The organism is Xanthomonas sp. NCPPB 1325 (assembly GCF_041477645.2).
GTDB lineage: Bacteria > Pseudomonadota > Gammaproteobacteria > Xanthomonadales > Xanthomonadaceae > Xanthomonas > Xanthomonas cannabis.
The window spans coordinates 1607049-1631354 of record NZ_CM192985.1 but is presented as its reverse complement, the minus strand read 5'-3'; the positions used below and the strand labels follow the sequence as shown (position 1 = coordinate 1631354).

Here is a 24306-nt window from a genome sequence, read left to right as displayed (position 1 = left end):
GGTCACTTGAGAGAGATGGTGGTGTTGACGCCGTGGCCCAGCGTTTCGTCGTCGAACCAGCGCGCGGTCACAGTCTTGGTCTGGGTGTAGAACATCACCACCTGTTTGCCATACGGGCCCAGGTCGCCGAGCTTGGAAGCGCGCGAACCGGTGAACGAAAACAGCGGCACCGGCACCGGAATCGGCACGTTGATGCCCACCTGGCCTACGTCGATGTCTTCCTGGAAACGCCGCGCGGCCGCACCGGATTGGGTGAACAACGCCGTGCCGTTGCCGTTGGGATTGGCGTTGACCAAGGCGATGGCTTCGTCCAGCGTGGCGGCTTCCAGAATCACCAGCACCGGCCCGAAGATTTCTTCGTCGTAGATGCGCATGCCGGGTTTGACTCCGGAGAAGATGGTCGGGCCGACAAAGTTGCCCTGCTCGAACCCCGGCACGCTCGGGGCGCGACCATCCAGTTCCAGCGTGGCGCCCTGCTCCACGCCGGAGGCGATCAAGCCTTCCACCCGCTCGCGCGCGGCGCAGGAAATCAGCGGTCCGACCTCGGTGCCCGGGGCGTTGCCGGCGCCGATCTTCAAGCCCTTGGCCTTGGCCACCAGCTGCGGGATCCACGCGCGCGCCTCACCCACCAGCACCAGCGTGGACGCCGCCATGCAGCGCTGGCCGGCAGCACCGAAGGCGGCACCGACCATCGCATTGAGGGTCTGCTCCTGGTTGGCGTCCGGCAGCACCACGGCGTGGTTCTTGGCGCCCATCATGCATTGCACGCGCTTGCCGGCCAGCGAGGCGCGACGATAGACGTGCGTGCCCACCTTGGTGGAGCCGACGAACGACAGCGCCTTGATGTCGGGGTGATCGCACAGCGCGTTGACCACCTCCTCGCCGCCATGCACGACGTTGAGCACGCCCTTGGGAATGCCGGCTTCCAGCGCAAGTTCCACCAGCCGCATGGTCACCATCGGGTCCTGCTCGGAGGGCTTGAGCACGAAGGTGTTGCCGGTCGCGATGGCCATCGGGAACATCCACAGCGGAATCATCGCCGGGAAGTTGAACGGGGTGATGCCCGCGCACACGCCCAACGGCTGCAGCAAGCTGTAGGTATCCACGCCATTGGCCACGTTGTTGGCCAGTTCGCCCAGCTGCAGGTTGCCGATCGCCGCGGCGTGCTCCACCACTTCCAGCCCGCGGAATACATCGCCTTCGGCATCGGCCAGGGTCTTGCCCTGCTCGGCGCTCAGCAGCGCGGCCAGCTCGGGCATGTGCTCGCGGATCAGCTGCTGGTACTTCAGAAAGATGCGCGCGCGCGTGCCGATCGGCGTCTTGCGCCAGCTGACGAAGGCACGGCTGGCCGCGGCCACTGCCGCGTCCACTTCGGCGGCGGTGGCGAACGGCACCTGCGCCAGCACCGACTGGTCGGCCGGATTGACCACGTCCTGCCAACGGTCGCTGGCAGAGACCACCAACTCGCCGTCGATCAACAGGGACACGCGGGGGACGGATTCGCTCATTGCAGGGCTCACTCGCAGAAGACATCGGGCCGGACGGCCCAGTGCTTCGCATTGTTCGCAGCGCGCACTCGCATTCCCAGCCAGCATCTGCTTAATCGCGCTAAGCTGGCGGCACAATTTTGCGAATCTTGCGAATGCCCCAGACGCAGTCTCCGTTCCGTCACCAGCTCGGCCTGCGCCTGCAGCGGCTGCGGCAGCGCCACGGCCTGACCCAGGCCGAGCTGGCGCGCCGGCTTGGGCTGTCGCCGAGCTATCTCAACCAGATCGAGCGCAACCAGCGCCCGCTCACCCTGGCGATCCAGCAGCGGCTCAAGGCCACGCTGGGCGATCTGGACGGCCTGCTGGACCTGGACGACCCGGCCGCGCTGGTCGAACCGCTGGACGAATCGCTGCGCAGCCTGGGCCATACGTTGTCGCCGGCCGAGCTGCGTGCGCTTACCGGCAACCTGCCGCAGGTGGCGAAGGCGCTACTGGACCTGCATCGCGCCCATCAGCAGCTGCTCGAGCGCAATGCTGCGCTGGACGTGCAGATCGGGGTGGAGCACGCCGCCCTGCCCTCGCTGTCGCCCGGCGAACAGGTGCGCGATTACTTCAACCGCGCGCACAACTACCTGCCCGAGTTGGATGAACATGCCGAGGCGCTGTATGCCGAACTGGGGCTGACGCCGGAAAACCTGCCGCTGCGGCTGCGCCAACGTCTGGCCGACCGCCACGGCCTGCTCGTGCAGGAGGCCACCGACCTGCAGAGCGACAAGCGCGCCGTGGATGCGCAGGCGCGCGTGCTGTGGCTGCCGGCGCATCTGCGCCCCGGCCAGCAGGCTTTCCAGATGGCCGCGCAGCTGGCATTGCTGGAATGCGCACCGTTGCTGGACGCGCGCATTGCCGATGCCGGCTTCGCCGATACCGAGCGCATCGCGCTCTCGCGCATCGGGTTGTCCAATTATTTCGCCGGCGCGCTGGTGATGCCGTACAGCCAGTTCCTGCACAGCGCACAGCGCTCGCGCTACGACATCGAATGGCTGGCGGACCGCTTCGGAGTCGGCTTCGAGGCGGTGTGCCATCGGCTCAGCACCCTGCAGCGACGGGGCGCGGCCGGGCTGCCGATCTTCTTCATGCGGGTGGATCGGGCCGGCAACGTCTCCAAGCGCCACTCGGCCACCGACTTTCATTTCTCGCACGTTGGCGGCGCGTGCCCGCTATGGATCGTGTACGAGGCATTCAACCAGCCCGACCGCATCCTGACCCAGATTGCGCGCATGCCCGATGGACGCCGCTATTTCTGGCTGGCGCGGCAGGTCAGCAGCGGCGCGCCGGGCTACGGCCGCCCGCGCAAGACCTTCGCGCTGGCGATGGGCTGCGACCTGCGCCATGCCGACCAGTTGGTGTATGCGCGCGGCTGGGATCTGGGCGCGGTGGACGATGCGGTGCCGATCGGCCCGGGCTGCCTGACCTGCGAGCGCAGCGATTGCGTGCAGCGCGCCTTCCCAGCACTGCCCCGGCTCGCCGCCAGCACACGGTAGCGGCGAGACCACGGTGCCAGGCGGCACCCTGGGCAACTTCGGCTGGCCAAACCGACACCCACCGCGGAAGTGTGACCAAGCAGGCGCTAGCGCTGCAGTGCAGCATTCCAAGCTGAGATAGCTGCCGCAAAATGCTTCATTGGAATGGAATGACTCGCGCTTCTACCCTGAAGCGGACACATGCAGGACAAGGGGACGCCAGCGCGACATCGTTCGCCGCAGCGCCACAGCAACCAACGCGCCAGTAACACCGCACCGCACCACTCCGCCATGCCCGCTCGACTGCGCCAGACCCATGTCGGCGCCGGTGGGCCACGGCAGCCACCACCACTCATTCGGTCACTTTGTCCTGGGAGGGATCAACCGATGCCTGTTCACCACACCGGCCATTCGGCCAGCCGGCGCCTGCGCCGCACGCCGGTCCGCGACGTCCTCTGCACCACCATCGCCCTGGTTCTGGCCACCGCCTTCAGTGCGCAGGCCCAGGACACCGCGCCTGCCGCGCCGCCAGCCACCGGCAGCAGCAGCGCCGCCAGCGGCCAGGCGCCGGTAACCCTGGACAACATCACCGTGATCGGCCAGCGCGCCAGCCTCAACCAAGCCGTGCAGACCAAGCAGATGTCCGATCACGTCATGGAAGTGATCTCGGCCGACAACATGGGACAGATGCCCAATGTCACCGTGGCCGAAGCGCTGGTGCGCCTGCCCGGCGTCAACGGCACCCGCGACCGCGGCAACGAAAGCCTGGCCACCGTGCGCGGCCTGGGCCCGCGCATGACCATGGGCACCGTCAACGGCCGCGAGATCGCCTCCTCCGAACCCAATCGCGCGGTGCGCTGGGAAGTGTTTCCCACCGAGATCGTCTCCACCGTCAAGGTCTACAAGACCCAGTCGGCGGATCTGGTCGCCGGCGGCCTGGCCGCCACAGTGGACATCTCCACCATCAGTCCGCTCGACTACACCGGCCCCGGCTTCGTCGGCACTGCCGGCCCGGTGTTCTACGACCACGCCAAGGATGTGGACGGCTACAACCCGTGGGGCAGCCGCCTCGGCGCCAGCTGGGTGCACAAGATCAACGACAACCTGGCGGTGGCGCTGGGCGCCACGTATCAGAAGCAGAAAAACGCCAACTCCTCGATCGGCAGCTGGGGCTATACCGATGCCGCCACCTCGCGTGATGTGGATGGCGACGGCACCGTGGACCCCACCCCCTTCGGCGCAGCCGACCAGCTCAAGCTGACCGAGCAGACCCGCACCGGTGCGATGGGCACCGTGCAGTGGCGCTCGGGCAACTTCGAACTCAAGTTCGACGGCCTGTATTCGCGCATCGAGATCGACGAAGACCAGTTGCAGAACTGGTTCAACGGCCTGGCCTTCAGCACCTTCTCGACCGGCGCCAATCCGTACACCACGCCGGGCTCCTCCTACACCATCGTCGATGGCGACGTGGTGGCCGGCACCCTGGCCAATTCCAACCTGCAGGTCGACCATGTGGTCAGCCACTACAACGAGGTCAAGACGCTGACCGCCGGCGGTTTGAACGCCAAGTGGAGCGGCGATGTGTGGACGCTGGGCAGCGACCTGTCGTTCTCGCAGGCCAAGCGCGACAACACCTGGCAGGCCGTGCGCTTCGGCAGCAACCCGGACACCGTTTCATTCGATTTCCGCCGCAGCGTCACTCCCACCATCAGCACCAGCTCGGACACGCCCGAGTGGGGCATCAACGGCCAGACCGAGCCGCAGGCGCTGCGCGACAAGATCGCCGCGCTGGCGCTCAACGCCAGCCGCGCGGTGGACGCAGGTCCGTTCAATTCGCTGGAGTTCGGTGCGCGCGCGGCACGACGCGAAAAACAGAACCGCCGCTTCATCGGCAACCAGTCCGGATTCGATCAACCGATCGCGGCATACCAGGACCTGATCTATCCGGTCACCATGCCCGACTTGAACGTGCCCACGCTGACCGGCGGCAACATGGCCGAGATCGCGCGGGTGGGCTTTGGCGGTTTCGATCCGGGCACGCTCGACGAACAACTGCTCGACCATTGGAACGTCAAGGAAGATGTGCGCGAAGCCTTCGCTAAGGCGGTCTTCAGCTCGCAACTGTTCGGCACCGATGTCACCGGCAATGTCGGCGTGCGCCTGGTCAACACCAAGACCACCAGCGACGGGTTCGATTCGGTGGGCAGCACCATCCAGCCCAGCACCGACAGCAAGGAATACACCGACGTCCTGCCCAGCGCCACGCTCAACTTCCTGATCGACGACCAGCGCATCCTGCGCTTTGCGGTGGCCAAGGTCATCGCGCGTCCGCCGCTGGACGAGCTGCGCACCGGCCGTCGCCTGGACGACCCCAGCGTCACCGTCGGCCAGCTCACCGGCAGCGGCGGCAACCCGCAGCTGGACCCGTTCAAGGCCACCCAGGTCGACGTGTCCTACGAGTGGTACTTCCATAAGGAAGCCTTGGCGGCGTTGGCGGTGTACCGCAAGGAAGTGGATTCCAGCATCGGCTACCGCACCGACCGTGAAATCATCAACGGCCTGGATTACTTGGTCAGCGCGCCCTTCAATGGCGGCGGCGGCCATATCAACGGTGTCGAACTCACCTTCCAGACGCCGTTCTATTTCATCCCGCACATGGAAAATTTCGGCGTCTACTCCAACTTCTCGCTGGTGGATTCCAACCTCAAGGAATTCTCGCCCGAAGACAACCCGCTGCCGCTCAGCGGCCTGGCACGCAAGACCGGCACCTTCGACCTGTGGTACAGCAACGGCACCTTCGAAGCGCGTGTGGGTTACAAGTACCACAGCCCCTACACCGTGGTGTACGGCTGGAATGCCGCGCGCTTGGCACGCCTGCAGAGCGAAGGCACGGTGGATCTGAGCCTGAACTGGCAGTACAGCAAGCAGCTGGGCTTCCGCTTCCAGGCCGGCAATCTCACCAACGAGCCGCTGCGCGCCTACACCGACAACAAGCCCAACCGTCTGGCCAACCAGGACGATGGCGGCTACCAGGTGTTCGGCCGCCGTTACCAGCTGGAAGCGACCTACCGGTTCTAAGCGCAGCCGCCAAAAAAACTGCACAAAACCGCGGCCGCCGTATGGAATCCAATCTGCAACCCATGCTTGGATTCTGCCCAGCGGCCGCGTAGCAGCGCGGTTGCCTGCGGCAGGCTGTCACCTGCTCCACGCTTATCAGTCGAGGAATTGCATGCGCTCACCACGCCGTCTCTGGACGCCCGCGCTACTGGCGCTGGCCATCTCCACCTCCGCACACGCCGGCCCGGCGCCGGCCACGCTGTATCTCGGCGCGGACCTGTCCTACGTCAACGAGATGGAGGAATGCGGCGTGCAATATCGCGAGAACGGCGTGGTCACCGATCCGTTCGAACTTTTCCACGCACATGGCGCCAACCTGGTGCGGGTGCGCCTGTGGAACGATGCGCGCTGGACCAAATACAGCGACCTGTCCGACGTCAAGAAAACCATTGCGCGTGCACGTGCGCAGGGCATGCAGGTGTTGCTGGACCTGCACTATTCCGACGATTGGGCCGATGGCGAGAAGCAGCTGATTCCCAAGGCCTGGGCCAGCATCACCGACACCGACGAGCTGGCGCGCACGCTCTACGGCTTCACCTACGACACGCTCAGCGCACTCGACCGCGCCGGCCTGATGCCAGAGCTGGTGCAGGTGGGCAACGAAAGCAATTCCGACCTGATGGACAGCACGCCGTGGGACAAGAAGCGCCCGATCAACTGGCAGCGCAACGCCAAGCTGTTCAATGCCGGCATCAAGGCAGTGCGCGACATGAGCGCGCGCTCCGCCATCAAGCCGCGGGTGATGCTGCATATCGCCCAGCCGGAAAATGTGGAGCCGTGGTTTGCCGCGGCCTCCAAGGCCGGGGTCACCGATTTCGATCTGATCGGAATCAGCTACTACCGCAAGTGGTCCACCCAATCGATGGCGCAGCTGGGCAAGACCATCAAGCGCCTGCGCGGCCGTTATGACGCCGATGTGGTGGTCGTGGAAACCGCATACCCGTGGACGCTGGACGCCGGCGACACCTCGCATAACCTGCTCGGCGAAGACTCGCTGATTGCCGGCTACCCGGCCACACCGCAGGGCCAGGCGAAGTACATGATCGATCTCACCCAACTGGTCATCGATACCGGTGGCGCCGGCGTGGTGTATTGGGAACCGGCATGGACCAGCAGCAGTTGCAAGACGCGCTGGGGCACCGGCTCGTCATGGGAAAACGCCAGCTTCTTCGATTTCAAGCATGGCAACGAGGTGCTACCGGCAATCGACTTCATGCGCCACCCGTACACCGGTGTGCCTGCATCGCGTAAGCCCAGCGCAAGCGAACATGCTGCGAGTACGCCAGACGGTTCCGCAGAAGCGGGCAAAAGGACGCAACCATGAGCGGCATCAATCGGCGTGAGTTGCTGCGCGGCATGCTGGCCAGTGGCGTGAGCGCCGCGTTGCCGGTGGGCGCAGCCGGTGCACTGGTGTCTGCCGGCGCTGCGGCTGCCCCGGCCGCTGCAAAAGGCTCCGCAACGCCTGTGCCGTTGGGCGATGCAGCGCTGGCACCGCGTGAGCGACTGCTGTTCGACTTCGGTTGGCGCTTCCACCTGGGCCACGCCAGTGATGCATCGCGCGATTTCCAGTTCGGCACCTTCCAACGCACCTTCGCCAAGGCCGGCAAGGACACCGCCACCGCCGCGCAGCTGGCGTTCGATGACAGTGCCTGGCAGCAGGTGGACCTGCCACACGACTGGGCCGTCACCCTGCCCTTCCGTCCTGAGCCGATCTCGGCCTCGATGACCGAAGAAGACCCGGCCGCCGCGCATGGCTACAAGGCGCTGGGCACCAGCTTCCCGCAAAACAGCGTGGGCTGGTACCGGCGCACGTTGCAGATTCCGGCAAGCGACCTGGGCAAGCGTATCTGCCTGGTGTTCGACGGTGTGTTCCGCGACTGCATCGCGTTCTGCAACGGCCATATCGTCGGCCGCAATGCCAGCGGCTACTCTGGCTTCGAAGTCGACCTCAGCGAGGTGCTCGACTATGGCAAGCCCAACATCATCGCCATTCGCGTGGATGCCACGCTGGGCGAAGGCTGGTTTTACGAAGGCGCCGGCATCTACCGGCACCTGTGGCTGCAGAAGACCGACCCGCTGCATCTCCCGCAGGATGGCGTGTTCGTGCGCAGCACCGTGCAGGACGGCAACGCCACTGCGCAGCTCTCCACCGAGGTGCACAACGACGGCACAGCGCCACGCCAATGCGTGGTGCAGGCGCGCATCACCGCACCGGATGGACGCACCGTTGCCCAGGCAGCCAGCGCAACCATCACGGTTGCGCCGGGCCAGGTGCAGGTCGTCGAACAGACCCTGCCGCTCGGCCAGGCCGCGCTGTGGTCGATCAACACCCCGCAGCTCTACAGTTTGACTACGAGCGTGCACAGTGACGGCAAGGCAACCGATGCGCAGGTCACGCCGTTTGGCGTGCGCAGCATCGCCTTCGATGCGCAGCGCGGCTTTTTATTGAATGGCACACCGCTCAAGCTGCACGGCACCAACAATCACCAGGATCATGCCGGCGTCGGCACGGCCATCCCGGACGCCTTGCACGAATGGCGCCTGCGCCAGCTCAAATCGATGGGCTGCAACGCCTACCGCAGCTCGCACAATCCGGCCACACCGGAATTGCTCGCGCTGTGCGACCGGCTGGGCATGTTCGTGATCGAAGAAACCCGCCGCATGTCCACCGACCCCGAAGCCATGGGCGAACTGGAAACGATGGTGCGGCGAGGGCGCAACCATCCCAGCGTCATCCTGTGGTCGCTGGGCAACGAAGAACCGCAGCAGGTCACCGAGCGCGGCGCACGTATCGTCGCCCGCATGCAACAGCGCGTGCGCCAGCTCGACCCCACACGCCCCACCACCTTTGCCATGGATAAAGGCTTCGGCGATGGCGTCGGTCAAGTGGTCGATGTGGTCGGCTTCAATTACCGCACCAGCCAGATGGACGGCTTCCACGCCCAATACCCGCACATTCCGATCTACGGCAGCGAAACCGGCAGCACCGTGTCGGTGCGCGGCAACTACCAGCGCGACGACAAACGCGGCTACACCCGCGCCTACGACCTCGACCACCCCTGGTGGGCCAGTACCGCCGAAGCGTGGTGGAGCTATGTCGCGCAGCGCCCGTACATCGCCGGCGGCTTTATCTGGACCGGCTTCGACTACCGCGGCGAACCCACGCCCTACAACCGCTGGCCGAATGTCGCCTCGCAATTCGGCGTCCTCGACAGCTGCGGCTTTCCCAAGGACAACTACTGGTACTACCGCGCGCAATGGACCAGCGAACCGGTGCTGCACCTGTTCCCGCACTGGAACTGGGACGGCCTGCTGCAAGCCGACGACAACGGCCACGTACAGGTCTGGTGCCACAGCAATCTCGAAGCGGTCGAACTGCTGGTCAACGGCGTCAGCCAGGGCCTGCAGCAGGTGCCCGCTTACGGCCACGTTGAATGGCGCGTGGCGTATGCGCCGGGCGCGATCGAAGCGCGCGGCTATCGCGGCGGCAAGTTGGTACTCACCGAACGCCGCGAAACCGCGGGCAAGCCGGCCGCGATCCGCCTGAGTTGCGATCGCAACGCACTGCGCGCCGACGCCGAAGATGTGGCGGTGGTGAAGGTAGAGATTGTCGATGCACAAGGCCGTCTCGTTCCCACTGCCGACACGCAAGTGCACTTCGCCGTGCACGGCGCAGGCAAGCTGATCGGCGTCGGCAACGGCGACCCCAGCAGCCACGAGGACGACAAGGCGCCGCAACGCAAGGCGTTCAATGGGCTGTGTGCGGCGCTGTTGCAGACCACGCGCACGGCTGGTGAGATCGTGTTGCAGGCCAGTGCGGTTGGCTTGACGTCTCAACCACTCCACTTGAGTGCCAAAGCAGCTAAGCCTCGCGCCTTTGTTCCCTGAGTCGCCCGCGGTGCCTCGCGGGCGCTTCATCTGATGGGGCCCGGCATCTGACGGTGCCCGGCATTGAACGGGCTCATCTCCGGCCACCCCGATACGATGGTCGGCTAACGAGTGGACAGTAAGGTGAGCCCGCCTTTGTTTCCGTCGAAATGGCGGGCGCTCCTAAGGCCGACGATCCACGAGACACAGTGGACGCAATGTCCGTTGCTCGCAGTTTCGCTGGGCGCCTCCCAGGTCACGTGACTTTCCCGCATCGCGGGCTAGGTGCCACCCAGCATCGTATCCTCGAAGCACTGCGTGGCAAAGGCGTCCCATCAAGCCCTTGCTCAATGCAATTTCTGGCCCAGCGCGATGTGACCTTCATTGTTTTTGCACTTCGGCACGGACTCGCCGCCGAAACGGCTTGGCGCAAATTCAGCGCACCGGGGACCCTAGACAGCCCCATACATGCCGTTTGAGTGCCCGCGCAGAAATTTTTTTTGGACTGACGGCAGCCAGCTGTGATCACAGTACACCGGCGCCACACGATGCATCCACGTCCTACCCTAAATGCTAGACCACGTATCCAATCTAAATTTTTACAGCGAATTCGCGCCGAGAAGTGGGATATTCGTCGTTAAATTCCGCGCCACTTCGCAATGACCCGCTCTCCCTGAAGCAGGACGACAAAGTTATTTCTTGAGAGTAACGACCAAAAAATACCGCGCACGTAGAAAAACAAAAGTTTTTGAGATAGTTCAAAAAGGTGGTAACCGACTTTATTCCAGGAAGTCGCGATATGTGTCACGCACCGACATCAGCAAGCTTATCTGAACAGATACGTTTACCCGACGTTTTAAACCAGCCGTCGCCTGCGGCAAAAATCAGTCTAACCTACCAAGTGCTGCACCTTAACTCGATATCTACATTTCCAAATTATCGATTAGAAATATAAAGAAAAAAGCTCCTTTAATCGGGCAGCATGCTCCAGGCGTGCGCTCCGCGATCAAGCGTAACCATTAGCCGCCCGCCCTGCATCGCATTGGAGTGGTTGAATCTCATCGCGTCGCATTCAGTCCACAAAAGCACCTACCACAGCAAGGAAAAGAGATGACTGAATTTATCAACACAAAGGCCACGAATAAAAATACTTCATTACTTATATTGGCAGGAGCCCTCGCAACTGTCGGAATCTGCTCATTCGTATATCTCGCTGCACAAACCCCTATTGCCCGGCCGGGCAGCTCAGCAAGCCCGGCTCCCCAGCTGCCTCAGAGCGTTAATGCCCACCATGCACCCAGCCCTGAGCGGGTGAATAATGGGCTTGAATTGAATGAATTTTCGACGTCCGAAAGCGATAAGCCGTTCGCAAAGGGCGAGGTCCAACAACGTTTGCAGGAGTTTTATGATAGCTGGGACTCGGGTCATCCGATGACCCGACAGCAGAGAGACATATTCATGTCCCGCTTACTGAGCACTATTGATTCCAACCCGGAAGCACGAAAAGCGGTGGCCGACTACTATGCCAAGATCCCTGCACAAGACGCCGCCAACCGCGAAATTCTCCAGAACATGATTGTTCGCAGCTCGACCGGCAGACAAATGATGGTAGACGAGGCGAACCGCATCTGGGCCAGTAAAGACACAAGCCTTTACGCGCAGATGTACAAAACGTACTCCAACTTTCCTGGAACAGCATCTAAAGAAACATTATCGCAAGCGATGTCCTCTCTTAATAACCACTCAAACGACGTCCCCACGTCGGTGGCGGCATTAAACTTTATCGGCACGATCGAGGAGGATACATCTGCAGACGCAAGAGGCCTGCGAAGCAATGCAATTGCCCAAATGAATTCGCTTGTGTCCGGAGATGGCGACGAACGGGTGAGGGCACTGGCTGCACAGAAGGTTTACCGACTCTCGTCCCCCGACGCCGCAGCAGATGCAGCGGTGAACTACCTGAGGAGCGGCGCGACCGAGCCCTTGGTGAGGCAGACCCTCAACTCCATCGCAAGTGGCGATGTGGAACTGACGCCGCCCCTCAGGTCGACGCTCACGACGGCTGTGTCGCGACCCTCTGCATCGCTTGAAGAACGGGAGATTTTACAATCTTTGGTACAGGGGCACAGCTAGCCACGCACCAGCTCTAAATTGCCGAGGCGCACACCACATCACTTCATTTGCCACGCCCTAGAACATATTTCAAATGCAAGCGGGCACTACCGCTCAACTGACGAATCTGTAGAAATCACCCACAGCTCGCGACTACAACATTTTCCGGGCACGCTGAGAAGCGAGCGCCTTGCACCCCAAAAACAGTAAAAAAATAGTAACTCCTAACTGGACAACTGCAAACCTAGAGCCTTTGCGGTATTTGGACCTCGCGTGATTGAGGTTATGCCGAAAACTGTATTTTGAAAATTCAACTACCCGATGGAGACCGAAATGAAAATTAAACCTAGCAAATACCTTTACGCGATTTTTCTCGCGCTGATCATTGTGGGAACTGCGCAGGCTGGTGCGCAGAACCCTCACTTGCACACCACCTTCGGCGGATGGCAGCAAAAAAAAGATCAGAAATCTTTCTTTGAAGACGAGGGCACCCAAGCGGTGTGTTACGGAGATGCGGCACACTGCCCAACGTCCACCCGCTCCACTGCTCGCGGAACCTGCCGAGGCCAGGACTTCAACGTTGGCCTAAGCGCAGACTGGGATTTGCCCTTCAAACTTTCAGGCCTTTCCCTTTCCGGCAGTTACAACAGAAGTTGGCAAGAGTGCAACGAACGCGCCGAGGAGAACTCTTGCCCACCGAAAGCGCACTCCAGGTACGCCCCTGCTGTTCTCATCGGCGAACGCATGGGAACCACCCATGTTTCCGGCAGCAATTCGGGGTGGTTTCAAAATGGCAGCTGCCAGCAGGGCTGGACCAAAACCTGGCAGGGCGGACCTAACTGGAGGTGTGACTACTACGGCGGCAATTACGACAAAACGGGGTATCTGCCCGAATTTCGATACGTGGCTTGTGAGTACGACCCTGTCTAACAGGCCAGTTTTTTTCAAGAATTTTTCTTGAACTAGACCATGATCGTGGAGTGCCTACTTGACTGAGTGGGCACTCCTTAAGACGTTCCGAGGCGTCCGCAGCGCTAAATGCGCGAGAGCCATATAGTCGGTATTTACGCTTTGCTATTTTCGAGGCTCGTACCGTGCTCATGCAAAGTCTCCCACGCGGCACCTGCCGCGCGGGAATGCATATTTCATCGCAACCGCGAAAACGCACCGATCCCCGCAATCGCCAGCCGCTCGGCAGGCACCGCGGTTTCCGCGAACGACAGCCGCAGGTAGCGGATCTGGCGGACCTCGGGGAAGTTCAACCGCTGAGTCGAGAGCGCATAGGCGATATTGGACAGCTCGCCGGCACCGGCCGGCTGCCACTGCTGGCCATCTTCGCTGGTTTCGGCGCGATAGCCCTTCGGCGGCGCCGCACCGGTCATCACCGTGCGCGAGGGTGTGAGGCTGAAACCGGCAGCCTGACGCAGCGCACCCAAGTCGATGGTCACCTGCACGGGGTGACCCTGGGTGGGAGCGGGCGTGATCCAGATCGTGCTGGCATCGTCGTCCAACAACCTGTCTGCCCCTGGCGCGCTCGCCTCGACAATGCGCCAGCCGGCGCTGGACAGCACGTCCGGCGCGTTCGCCGTCGGCCGCGCGACCGGCACCGGTGCGACAGCGCGGAACAGCGCGAATTCGCTGATCGCCGGGCAAACCGGCGCCTCAAGCACCACCAGGCGCACCCGACGCGCGGTGATCGGGCGATCCAGTCGCACGATCCGCTGTGCACCGATGCACTGCGCTTCAGCCAGCTGCCGCCATTGACCATCGGCCTCGGCTTCGACCGCGAAGCGGGTGACGCGCACGCCCAGCGGCAGGTATTCGCGCAGCCGAATCAGATCGAAGGTTTGCACCGCCGACAATTCCAGCGTCAAGGTCGGCGCGGTGACATCGTCCGGCGTGGACCAGTAGCTATCCGGCTGACGGTCGAGCACGCGCGCCGGCTCGAACCCGGCGCCGCGCGACGCGCTGGCGCTGGCCTTTGCGCCCTTGGCCAGATCGATGGCGAAGCTGGCGCGGATCGCATCACCAAAACTTTGCAGCACCGCCACGTCGTGGTCGGGAATGCGGCCGCGTCGGTCGGGCGGAAGATTGAGGTTCATGTTGGTGCCGCGCGCGACGGAGGTGTCGAAATAGCGCACCAGATTCTCCGGGCTACGCACCTTGCCGTCTTCGTCGGCATGGTAGAACCAGCCCGGGCGAATCGAAGTATTGGTTTCGGCCGGCCACCACAGCGCTGCGCCGCGCACGCCGGAATTGCCGTTTTCCTGGGTGTAGGGGGCATTGGGCATGGTCGGCCAGCTCGGATCGCCGGCGATGCCATCCTCATTGCCACCCCAACGGATATCGGCGCCGAGCGGGTCGAAGGTGCAGGCCATTGGTTGGTGCTGGTGCACCAGCTCGATCATCCGTGGCCAGTTGTAGTACGCCGGCGCGTCGATCTTGCGCGATTCGCGTGCGCCACCGTAATAGCCGTCACCGCCATTGGCACCGTCGAACCAGAACTCGAACAGGTCGCCATAGCCCGTGCAGAGTTCGACGATCTGTTTGCGGAAATAGTCGATATAGCCGGGGCGCCCATACTCGGCGTGGTTGCGATCCCAGGGCGAGAGATAGAGCCCGAATGCCAGGCCGGCGCGTCGACATGCCGCTGCCATCTCTCCGACGATGTCACCCTTGCCGTTCTTGTAAGGCGAGTTGCGAATGCAATGCTCGGTCAGGCGCGTCGGCCACAGGCAGAACCCATCATGGTGCTTGGCAGTGAAAATCAGTCCTTTCAGATTGCCGGCCTTGGCCGCAGCGACGATTTGATCGGCTGAAAAATCGCTGGGATCGAATTTACGCGGATCCTCGTCGCCATACCCCCATTCCTTGTCGGTGAAGGTGTTCATCGCAAAATGCACGAAGGCATATTGCTCCCATCGATGCCACAGCAGCTGGCGTGCGCTGGGCACTGCGCCCCACGGCGCCGGCCCGTTGGCGCGCGGCGTCTGGGCGATCCGGGCCGCTGATGCACTGAAGCTGGCGGCCGCGGCCGCCACACCCGTGGCAAGAAAGGTACGACGATCGATCATTGGCGCCTCCGACATTGCACAAGCTTCGATCTTAGCTTTTCCAAAGACGAAAGAGGTCCAGCCCTGAAGCGACAGGCGTGTGTGCAAGGCACGGCACATATACACGCAGGCCCTGCACAGATTGCGTTGACGCGCGTGCCAGCAACTGCGCGCATTCGTGGCTTGGCGGCCGATGACCTCGGCCTGCGCCGTATCGTTGGTGCTCGCATGTCCATGCTGTTTCCGCATGCCAAGCGAGCTCCGCGAACAGGACAAGCAATGGCTGTCCAAAGACAATCAGCATCGTCCGCACGACAGCTGGGGCGGACTGACATGTGCCAAGTATTGGCTTCAATAGTGACCGTAAGCTGCTTATTTTGGCCGACACTGACTTGCCGGGAGCCCACAGGTCGGCGCGTTTCAGCAACTGCGTTGGCTGATCGGGCCACCCTCTCCGGCAGCGGAATAGCCTGGCCAGTCACCGCACGCAGCAGCGGCGATGTTGCGGTCATCTTCTGCCGCAGAAGCAGGCTTAAGCGATCCGGCAATGGTAAAGCACTCGACGAGATCCGTGTCTTGCAGCGCTCTGCCAAGCGCAAGGCAACTACAGCGTGACCCCCGCCGGAGATGCGACACGCCAGTGCATGGCGCACCGCAACCGCGGTCCCTTCTCCCGCCTGCGGGGGAAGGTGCCCGAAGGGCGGATGGGGGGCGTCTGACCTTCAGCCCGATGCCTCTGGCCAGCTTGGTGGGCCGGAGATGTGTAATGACCCACTGATTTCCTGCTCAGGTGTTACTTTCCCCGAAGGAGACACCGATGAGCGAAGTGATGGAAGAGGAGATCAAGCGCTGGACCGCCCGGCGCAAGTCAGCGCTGGTGCTTGAGATCATCCAGGGCAAGACGACGGTAGCAGCGGCCAGCCGGCAGTTCGACCTGACCCCGGCCGAGATCGAGAACTGGGTTGAGGAGGGCAAGCGAGGCATGGAGAACGCCCTGCGGGCGAAGCCCGAGGACGTGCGCGAGCAGTACGAGCGGCAGCTGAAGGACTTGCAGGAGGCCTACGGCGAGGCGATGTTGGAGATACGCGCTCGAAAAAAGCTGGCCTCCCTGCTGGGAAAGGACGAGAGCTGATGCTCTCGGTCCAGCAGGGCTTGAAGGACGAAGGTGTTTAGGTTCCGATGACCAAGTTGTGCCAATGGTTCGGTGTGGCACGTCGCACGACGTACTACAAGCCGACCAGATCGCCCGCCAAAGTGAAGCCGGAGCTGGCCGAACCGATCAAGAAGATGATCGAGACGGAGCCGAGTTTTGGCTATCGCACGGTCGCTGCGCTGCTTGGCATGAACAAGAACACGGTGCAGCGGATCTTCCAGCTGAAGGGCTGGCAGGTGCGCAAGCGTGCCCTTGGCCAGCGCCCGCGCATTGAAGCTAAGGTCTCCCGCGCCGAGAAGCCGGATCAACGCTGGGCCACTGATCTGTGTCGCGTTTGGGGCGGCAAGGACGGCTGGCTGAGTCTGGCGCTGGTGATCGACTGCAGCACGCGGCAACTGCTCGGCTGGCACCTGTCACGGACCGGTAAAGCCAGCACGGCATCTGCCGCACTGGAGCAGGCGCTCATCACGCGCTACGGCACGCTGGGCCGGGTGCAAGAGCCATTTCTGCTCCGCTCGGACAATGGTCTGGTGTTCACCAGCCGCGACTACACCCGACTAGTTCGCAGCTATGGGCTGACGCAGGAGTTCATCACCCCGCATTGCCCACAGCAGAACGGGATGGTGGAGCGTGTGATCCGGACCCTGAAGGAACAGTGCGTGCACCGACATCGCTTTGAGAGCCACACCCACGCGCTGCGAGTGATTGCTGACTGGATCGCCTTCTACAACCAACAGCGCCCTCACCAGGCGCTGAAGATGATGACCCCGGACGCGGCCTATGCCGCTACATTAACCCCATGACCTGAGCAGAAACCGGTGGGTCATTACAGATGCGCCAACGGACTTCAGGAATATTGCCGCTTGTGCAGCGCTCTCATCATCGAAGCACGCACGCCTTGAAAGCGCGCACCGCACATCGACTCTTTGGCTGCCGGCAAGAACGCGCGGTCGCGCCTCCGTCTATTCCAGATCCACATCGCGCGGAAAATAGCGGCGAAACTTTTCTTCCCAGGCCTGGAATTGCTCCAGCGTGTAGCCATCCATCGGCCGCTCCACCGCAGCGGCGGCCTTGTTCTGTGCAACGACGGCAATCCGCTGAGACGACAGCTCGTCCCATGCGTTTCTCAAGGCGACCGGATCCGGATGCGAGACCAGCATGGCCTCCAGCAGCGTGGCCTGCGCAACGCGCGCGGCCAGCAGGTCGCTGAGCGCGTCGGTGACGGCCTGCATCCATTCCTGATGTCGGTTATCCATGCGGCGTGTCGTACGTGATGAGTGGCTGGGCACTCTATCCCCGCCGCCGCCACGGCGATGTGGAGTGGCTCGGCCCTGGATCCTGAGCGGCACGTGCCGAGACAGGCCGAAGGCCCTCAGGAAGATAACGGCACGGCTGATCGGCCCGTTGGACGCCATCTCGACAGGGGCATGTCTTCCAGCCACCACGCAGCCTGAATCGGAGGCCCGATGCAGCGTGTCGCAAGAGCGCCAACCAACCGCCGTTTCGGCTGGTACCTCTGTCATCAGCGGCGATCGGCTTGCTTCCAGCGTCACCGCCGGCCGCGCCCATGCCTGCGATGAAGCACATCGCTCGGCATCGCCACCGCTGCGCCGGGTTGGGCAGAAGCGCGTCGCCCCCGCAACAACTGCGCCGCCGGCGCATGGGCAAGTGCCCGGATCGCGATCCCGGGCGGCTCGGCTTAAACTTGCACGCCGCCGTTGACCCAGCCAGCTCAGCCGCCGCGCGGAGCGCCCGGCCACACGCCTGCCACCGGCACCGCGGGTCACCACCTGCCCGCCCCTCACCGCGCCAGATTCCGGAAGACGTAATTGCAAACCACCGACACCAAAGACAAAGCCAAGCAGGGCACGGGAACCCCCGAGCACACGCCGCTGATGAAACAGTTCTTCGCCGCCAAGTCGGACTACCCCGACCTGCTGCTGTTCTTTCGCATGGGCGATTTCTACGAGTTGTTCTACGACGACGCGCGCAAGGCGGCGCGCCTGCTGGATATCACCCTGACCCAGCGCGGCAGCTCCGGCGGTGCGCCGATTCCGATGGCGGGTGTGCCGGTGCATGCGTATGAAGGCTACCTGGCGCGGCTGGTCGCGTTGGGCGAGTCGGTGGCGATCTGCGAGCAGATCGGCGACCCGGCGCTGGCCAAGGGGCTGGTCGAGCGCAAGGTGGTGCGCATCGTCACGCCCGGCACGGTCACCGACGAGGCGCTGCTGGACGAGCGTCGCGACACCTTGTTGATGGCGATTTCGCGCAGCAAGCAGGGCTACGGCCTGGCCTGGGCCGATCTGGCCGGCGGGCGCTTCCTGGTCAACGAAGTGGACAGCGTGGACGCGCTGGAAGCGGAGATCGCGCGCCTGGAGCCGGCCGAGCTGCTGGTGCCCGATGAAGACAACTGGCCGGAGTTCCTGCGCGGACGTATCGGCGTGCGGCGGCGGCCACCGTGGCTGTTCGATGCCGACAGTGGCCGGCGCCAGTTGCTGGCCTTCTTCAAGTTGCACGATCTGTCCGGCTTCGGCATCGACGACAAGCCTTGCGCCACCGCTGCGGCCGGCGCCTTGCTGGGGTATGTCGAAGAGACCCAGAAACAACGGCTGCCGCACCTGACCTCCATTGCGATGGAAGTGGCCAGCGAAGCAATTTCGATGAACGCGGCCACGCGCCGGCATCTGGAGCTGGATACGCGCGTCGATGGCGACACGCGCAATACCTTGCTCGGCGTCCTGGACAGCACGGTCACGCCGATGGGCGGGCGCCTGCTGCGGCGTTGGCTACACCGTCCGCTGCGCCTGCGCGAAGTGCTGGTGCAGCGCCACCACGCGGTCGGCACCTTGATCGACGCGGGCGCCGATGTCGACGTGCGCGAGGCCTTTCGCGCGCTAGGCGATCTGGAACGCATCCTCACCCGCGTGGCGTTGCGTTCGGCGCGCCCGCGCGACTTTTCCACCCTGCGCGATGGCCTGGCACTATTGCCGAAGGTGCGCGCCATGCTGGCACCGCTGGATTCGCCGCGCTTGCAGACGCTGCATGCCGAACTCGGCGAACACGATGCCACCGCGCATCTGTTGATCAGCGCCGTGGCCGAGCATCCCCCGCTCAAGCTCAGCGACGGCGGCGTCATCGCCACCGGTTACGACGCCGATCTGGATGAGTTGCGCCGCCTGTCCACCAATGCCGACCAGTTCCTGATCGATCTGGAACAACGCGAGCGCGCCAGCAGCGGCATCGCCACCCTCAAGGTCGGCTACAACCGCGTGCATGGCTACTACATCGAGATCAGCAAGGGCCAGGCGGAAAAGGCGCCGTTGCACTACAGCCGCCGGCAAACGCTGACCAACGCCGAGCGCTACATCACCGAAGAACTCAAGAGTTTCGAAGACAAGGTGCTGTCCGCGCGCGAGCGTTCGCTATCGCGCGAAAAACTGTTGTACGAAGGCCTACTGGATGCGCTGGGCACCGAGCTGGAAGGCCTCAAGCGCTGCGCCGGTGCGTTGAGCGAACTGGATGTGCTGGCCGCGTTCGCCGAACGCGCGCAGGCACTGGACTGGTCGCAGCCGGAGCTCGATAGCGCACCCTGCCTGCGTATCGAGCGCGGCCGTCACCCGGTGGTGGAAGCGGTACGCGACCAACCGTTCGAGCCCAACGATCTGGAGCTGCACGCCGACCGCCGCATGCTGGTGATCACCGGCCCGAACATGGGCGGTAAGTCGACCTACATGCGCCAGAACGCCTTGATCGTGCTGTTGGCGCATATCGGCAGTTACGTGCCTGCCAGCCGCGCGGTGATCGGGCCGATCGACCGCATCCTCACCCGCATTGGTGCCGGCGACGATCTGGCGCGTGGGCAATCCACCTTCATGGTGGAAATGGCCGAAACCAGCTATATCCTGCATCACGCCACCCCGCACTCGCTGGTGCTGATGGACGAGATCGGCCGCGGCACCTCCACTTACGATGGCCTGGCACTGGCCGATGCGGTGGCGCGCCATCTGGCGCACACCAATCGCTGCTACACGCTGTTTGCCACGCATTATTTCGAGCTCACCGCGCTGGCGGACGAATCGCATGCCGGTGGCGCCAGCGGTATTGCGAATGTGCATCTGGATGCGGTCGAACACGGCGAGCGCCTGGTGTTCATGCATGCGGTCAAGGATGGGCCGGCCAATCGCAGCTTTGGCTTGCAGGTGGCCGCGTTGGCCGGACTGCCGAAGGCGGCAGTGACCCAGGCGCGACGTCGCCTGGCGGAGCTGGAACAACGCGGCGGCGAAAGCCATAGCGCGCAGATGGCGCCGGCCGCGCTGGATGCCCCGCAACAGTTCGGGCTGTTCACCGCGCCCTCTTCCGCCGCACAGGAAGCGCTGCAGGCCCTGGATCCGGACGACCTCACGCCCAAGCAGGCGCTGGAGGCCTTGTATCGGTTGAAGGCGTTGCTTTGAGGTGCCGGGATTGGGGAGTCGTGATTTGGGATTCGTAAGAGCGGAGCTGCATGGCTGGTGCTTGCTGCGCTTGCGGATGCATTGCGTTGCAGGAATCGGTGGCCGCAGAAGTGCAGTGCGTAACGGCTGACCTGCCGCGATGCCGCATGGATTGCTCTGTCATTGCTCTGTCGGCGCGACGGGCGCACCCTGCGGCAACGCTTCGTCCAACAGGAAACCTTCCGATGACCACGTCCGCCTCATTGACCGATCAGCTCGCCGCGCAGTTGCAGGGCCCGCAACTGCAGCAACTCGCCGGCCGCCTGGGCATTGCGCCCGAGCAGGCGCAATCGGCCGTGCAGACCGCGCTGCCGCTGTTGATGGGCGCGTTGGGCCGCAACAGCCAGCAAGCCGGTGGCACCGATGCCTTGCTGGGCGCCCTGCAACGCGACCACGCCGCCAGCCCGGACATCGGTAGCCTGCTGGGTTCGCTGCTGGGCGGTTCGGCCAGCGGCGCGTCGGCCAATGGCGCCGGCATCGTCGGCCATCTGTTCGGCGACAAGGCGCCACAGGCCGCTGCAGGGCTGGGCCAGGCCACCGGGCTGGAAACCAGCAAGGCCAGCCAGCTGCTGCAGCTGCTCGCTCCCATCGTGATGGCATATCTGGCCAAGCGCTTTCTGGGCGGCGATACCGCGGCCGCCAGCCAGCTCGGCCCCGCGCTGGCCCAGGAACATCAGCAAGTGCGCACGAACTCCGGCGCCGGCGGCCTGTTGACCAGCGTGCTGGATCAGGACGGCGATGGCCAGCTCGGCCTGGGCGATGTCATGAAGCTGGGCGGCAGCCTGTTCGGCAAGCGCTGAGCGACCCGTAGCCGCTGGGCACGCCGGACGAGCACCGGCGTGCTATCCATAGCAATACGCTATCGATATGTTCGAATAATTCGAATTCACCAAATGATCGATGCGCTTTATCGTGTGCGAACGTCGCCATGATGAGTCCGCCTGATGCGCCTGCCCGCCCATTGCCTTTCCCGTCGGCCAGGCGGTTTCGACTGCCACAAGCAGGCGCTAGCATCGGCAGGTCCGCCAGCGGCCGGGCGACTGTTTCCCTGTCGTGATCATCGATGACCACGACAAGGGCGCTGCCGTCCACGTCGATTCCACCAGCACGTGCCGGCATACCGGCACGCCGCTCCCCAAGTGCTTACGCACACAGGTAAATCCCATGACCACCGAAGCAAAGTGCCCGTTCAACCACGCTGTCGTCGGTACCGGTACCACCAACCGTGACTGGTGGCCCAAACAGCTGCGCGTGGATCTGCTGAGCCAGCATTCGAACAAGTCCAACCCGCTGGGCGAGACGTTCAATTACGCCGAAGCCTTCAAGCGCATCGACCTGCAGGCGCTCAAGCAGGAACTGCGTGCGCTGATGACCGACTCGCAGGACTGGTGGCCGGCCGACTTCGGCCATTACGGCCCGCTGTTCGTGCGCATGGCCTGGCATAGCGCCGGCACCTACCGCATCGGCGATGGGCGCGGCGGCGGCGGCCGTGGTCAGCAGCGGTTTGCGCCGCTCAACAGCTGGCCGGACAACGTCAGCCTGGACAAGGCGCGCCGGCTGCTGTGGCCGATCAAGCAGAAGTATGGCCAGTCCATTTCCTGGGCCGACCTGATGATTCTCACCGGCAATGTCGCGCTGGAGTCGATGGGCTTCAAGACGTTCGGCTTTGCCGGCGGCCGCGAAGACACCTGGGAACCGGACCAGGACCTGTACTGGGGTCGCGAGACCAAGTGGCTGGGTGGCGACGACCGCTATTCGCGCGGCTCGCCCGGCGTGGACGAAGCGCACGGCGTGCTGGTCAAGGACGACGACAGCGAAGTGCCGCACACGCGCGATCTGGAAAACCCGCTGGCCGCCGTGCAGATGGGCCTGATCTACGTCAACCCGGAAGGTCCGGACGGCAACCCCGACCCGATCGCTGCCGCGCGCGACATCCGCGACACCTTCGCGCGCATGGCCATGAACGACGAAGAGACCGTGGCCCTGATCGCCGGTGGCCACACCTTCGGCAAGACCCACGGTGCCGGCCCGGCCGACAACGTCGGCGCCGAACCGGAAGCCGGCGAACTGGAAAGCCAGGGCCTGGGCTGGCACAACCGCTACGGCAGCGGCAAGGGCGCCGACACCATCACCAGCGGCCTGGAAGTCACCTGGACCACCACGCCGGCGCAGTGGAGCAACGATTTCTTCGACCACCTGTTCAAGTTCGAGTGGGAGCTGGGCAAGAGCCCGGCCGGCGCGCACCAGTGGGTGGCCAAGAACGCCGAGGCCATCATTCCCGATGCGCACGACGCATCGAAGAAGCACCGCCCCACCATGCTGACCACCGACCTGGCACTGCGTTTCGACCCTGCGTACGAAGCCATCTCGCGGCGTTTCCATCAGCACCCGGAGCAGTTTGCCGACGCCTTCGCACGCGCCTGGTTCAAGCTCACCCACCGCGACATGGGTCCGCGCTCGCGCTACCTGGGCCCGGACGTACCGGCCGAAGAATTGCTGTGGCAGGACCCGGTACCGGCAGTGGACCACGCGCTGGTCGACGCGCAGGATGCGGCCGCATTGAAGCAGACCATCCTGGCCTCGAGCCTGAGCGTGGCGCAGCTGGTGTCCACCGCGTGGGCCTCGGCCTCCACCTTCCGTGGCTCGGACAAGCGCGGCGGTGCCAACGGCGCCCGCATCCGCCTGGCACCGCAGAAGGACTGGCAGGCCAACCAGCCTGAGCAGCTGGCCAAGGTGCTGGCCACGCTGGAGCGCATCCAGGCCGACTTCAACGCCGCGCAATCGGGCGGCAAGAAGATCTCGCTCGCCGACCTGATCGTGCTGGCCGGCAACGCCGCGGTGGAACACGCGGCGCAGGCCGCCGGCCACAGTGTCACGGTGCCGTTCGCACCGGGCCGCACCGATGCCTCGCAGGAGCAGACCGATGTCGAGTCGTTTGCCGTGCTCGAACCGGTGGCCGATGGCTTCCGCAATTTCGCCAAACGCAACTACGCGGTGCCGGCCGAAGCGTTGCTGATCGACAAGGCGCAGCTGCTCACCCTCACCGCACCGGAGTTGACCGTGCTGGTCGGCGGCCTGCGCGTGCTGGGCGCCAATGCCGGCGACACCCAGCATGGCGTCTTCACCACCCGTCCCGGCGTGTTGAGCAACGACTTCTTCGCCAACCTGCTCGACATGCGCACCGAGTGGAAGGCGACCTCCGAAGCGAAGGACCTCTACGAAGGCCGCGACCGCGCCACCGGCGAGCTCAAGTGGACCGGTACGCGCGTGGATCTGGTGTTCGGCTCCAACTCCATCCTGCGTGCAGTGGCCGAGGTCTATGCCAGCGGCGATGCGCAGCAGAAGTTCGTGCACGACTTCGTCGCCGCCTGGACCAGGGTGATGCAGCTGGATCGATTCGATCTGGCGTAAGCCGCTGGATCGTTCGGCCTGATTCAGGCCCTGGCAATCAGACAATGCCCCGGACAACCGGGGCATTTCTTTTGCGCGACTTCCCGATTGCAGCGG

General features: G+C 63.9%; 14 protein-coding genes. 11 read left to right on the top strand and 3 right to left on the bottom strand.

Annotation, left to right across the window (positions count from 1 at the left end; all coding sequences use genetic code 11):
* Positions 1–2 precede the first annotated feature (2 nt).
* Positions 3–1508, bottom strand: a complete 1506-nt coding sequence (locus tag ACCQ10_RS06770) for a CoA-acylating methylmalonate-semialdehyde dehydrogenase (protein WP_372362580.1) — start codon at positions 1506–1508, stop codon at positions 3–5.
* A gap of 134 nt (positions 1509–1642) precedes the next feature.
* Here ACCQ10_RS06770 and ACCQ10_RS06765 point away from each other — a divergent pair, with 134 nt between their 5' ends.
* The 6 genes from ACCQ10_RS06765 to ACCQ10_RS06740 all read left to right on the top strand — a co-directional run bounded on the left by ACCQ10_RS06765 (position 1643) and on the right by ACCQ10_RS06740 (position 13033).
* Positions 1643–3028 (top strand): helix-turn-helix domain-containing protein, encoded by a 1386-nt coding sequence (locus ACCQ10_RS06765; protein ID WP_372362579.1) that lies wholly within the window; start codon positions 1643–1645, stop codon positions 3026–3028.
* A 366-nt stretch (positions 3029–3394) separates the two neighbouring features.
* On the top strand, positions 3395–6085 hold the full coding sequence (locus ACCQ10_RS06760; protein WP_355608081.1) for a TonB-dependent receptor: 2691 nt from the start codon (positions 3395–3397) through the stop codon (positions 6083–6085).
* Positions 6086–6236: 151 nt separating this feature from the next.
* Entirely contained in the window at positions 6237–7448 is a 1212-nt protein-coding gene (locus ACCQ10_RS06755) for a glycoside hydrolase family 53 protein (RefSeq protein WP_372362578.1), read from the top strand.
* The gene (gene galA / locus ACCQ10_RS06750) at positions 7445–10012 is read left to right on the top strand and encodes a beta-galactosidase GalA (protein WP_372362577.1); all 2568 of its coding nucleotides are present in this window, start codon (positions 7445–7447) and stop codon (positions 10010–10012) included. The genes ACCQ10_RS06755 and galA overlap by 4 nt, the downstream gene beginning before the upstream one ends.
* Before the next feature lie 1089 nt (positions 10013–11101).
* On the top strand, positions 11102–12124 hold the full coding sequence (locus ACCQ10_RS06745; RefSeq protein ID WP_372362576.1) for a hypothetical protein: 1023 nt from the start codon (positions 11102–11104) through the stop codon (positions 12122–12124).
* A gap of 312 nt (positions 12125–12436) precedes the next feature.
* A complete protein-coding gene (locus ACCQ10_RS06740; protein WP_228890678.1) occupies positions 12437–13033 on the top strand; it encodes a hypothetical protein in 597 nt (198 codons plus the stop codon).
* Positions 13034–13248: 215 nt separating this feature from the next.
* Here the strand turns inward: ACCQ10_RS06740 and ACCQ10_RS06735 are convergent, their stop codons facing one another.
* Entirely contained in the window at positions 13249–15177 is a 1929-nt protein-coding gene (locus ACCQ10_RS06735; protein ID WP_372362575.1) for an alpha-L-fucosidase, read from the bottom strand.
* A 796-nt stretch (positions 15178–15973) separates the two neighbouring features.
* Here ACCQ10_RS06735 and ACCQ10_RS06730 point away from each other — a divergent pair.
* Both ACCQ10_RS06730 and ACCQ10_RS06725 read left to right on the top strand, forming a co-directional pair.
* Entirely contained in the window at positions 15974–16288 is a 315-nt protein-coding gene (locus tag ACCQ10_RS06730; protein ID WP_017163777.1) for a DUF1153 domain-containing protein, read from the top strand.
* Positions 16289–16335: 47 nt separating this feature from the next.
* Complete coding sequence (locus ACCQ10_RS06725; protein ID WP_506191972.1) at positions 16336–17112, top strand: IS3 family transposase; 777 nt, start codon at positions 16336–16338, stop codon at positions 17110–17112.
* Positions 17113–17271: 159 nt separating this feature from the next.
* On the opposite strand, the gene ACCQ10_RS06720 is transcribed toward ACCQ10_RS06725, so the two are convergent.
* The gene (locus tag ACCQ10_RS06720; RefSeq protein ID WP_228333137.1) at positions 17272–17565 is read right to left on the bottom strand and encodes a hypothetical protein; all 294 of its coding nucleotides are present in this window, start codon (positions 17563–17565) and stop codon (positions 17272–17274) included.
* A gap of 639 nt (positions 17566–18204) precedes the next feature.
* Between ACCQ10_RS06720 and mutS the strand changes: the two genes are divergently transcribed.
* From mutS to katG, 3 genes are all read left to right on the top strand, one after another.
* Entirely contained in the window at positions 18205–20760 is a 2556-nt protein-coding gene (gene mutS / locus ACCQ10_RS06715) for a DNA mismatch repair protein MutS (protein ID WP_372363071.1), read from the top strand.
* A gap of 224 nt (positions 20761–20984) precedes the next feature.
* The gene (locus tag ACCQ10_RS06710) at positions 20985–21599 is read left to right on the top strand and encodes a DUF937 domain-containing protein (RefSeq protein ID WP_372362574.1); all 615 of its coding nucleotides are present in this window, start codon (positions 20985–20987) and stop codon (positions 21597–21599) included.
* 364 nt (positions 21600–21963) lie between these two features.
* Positions 21964–24210, top strand: coding sequence for a catalase/peroxidase HPI (katG, locus tag ACCQ10_RS06705; protein WP_372362573.1), 2247 nt, complete (start codon positions 21964–21966; stop codon positions 24208–24210).
* Positions 24211–24306 lie beyond the last annotated feature (96 nt).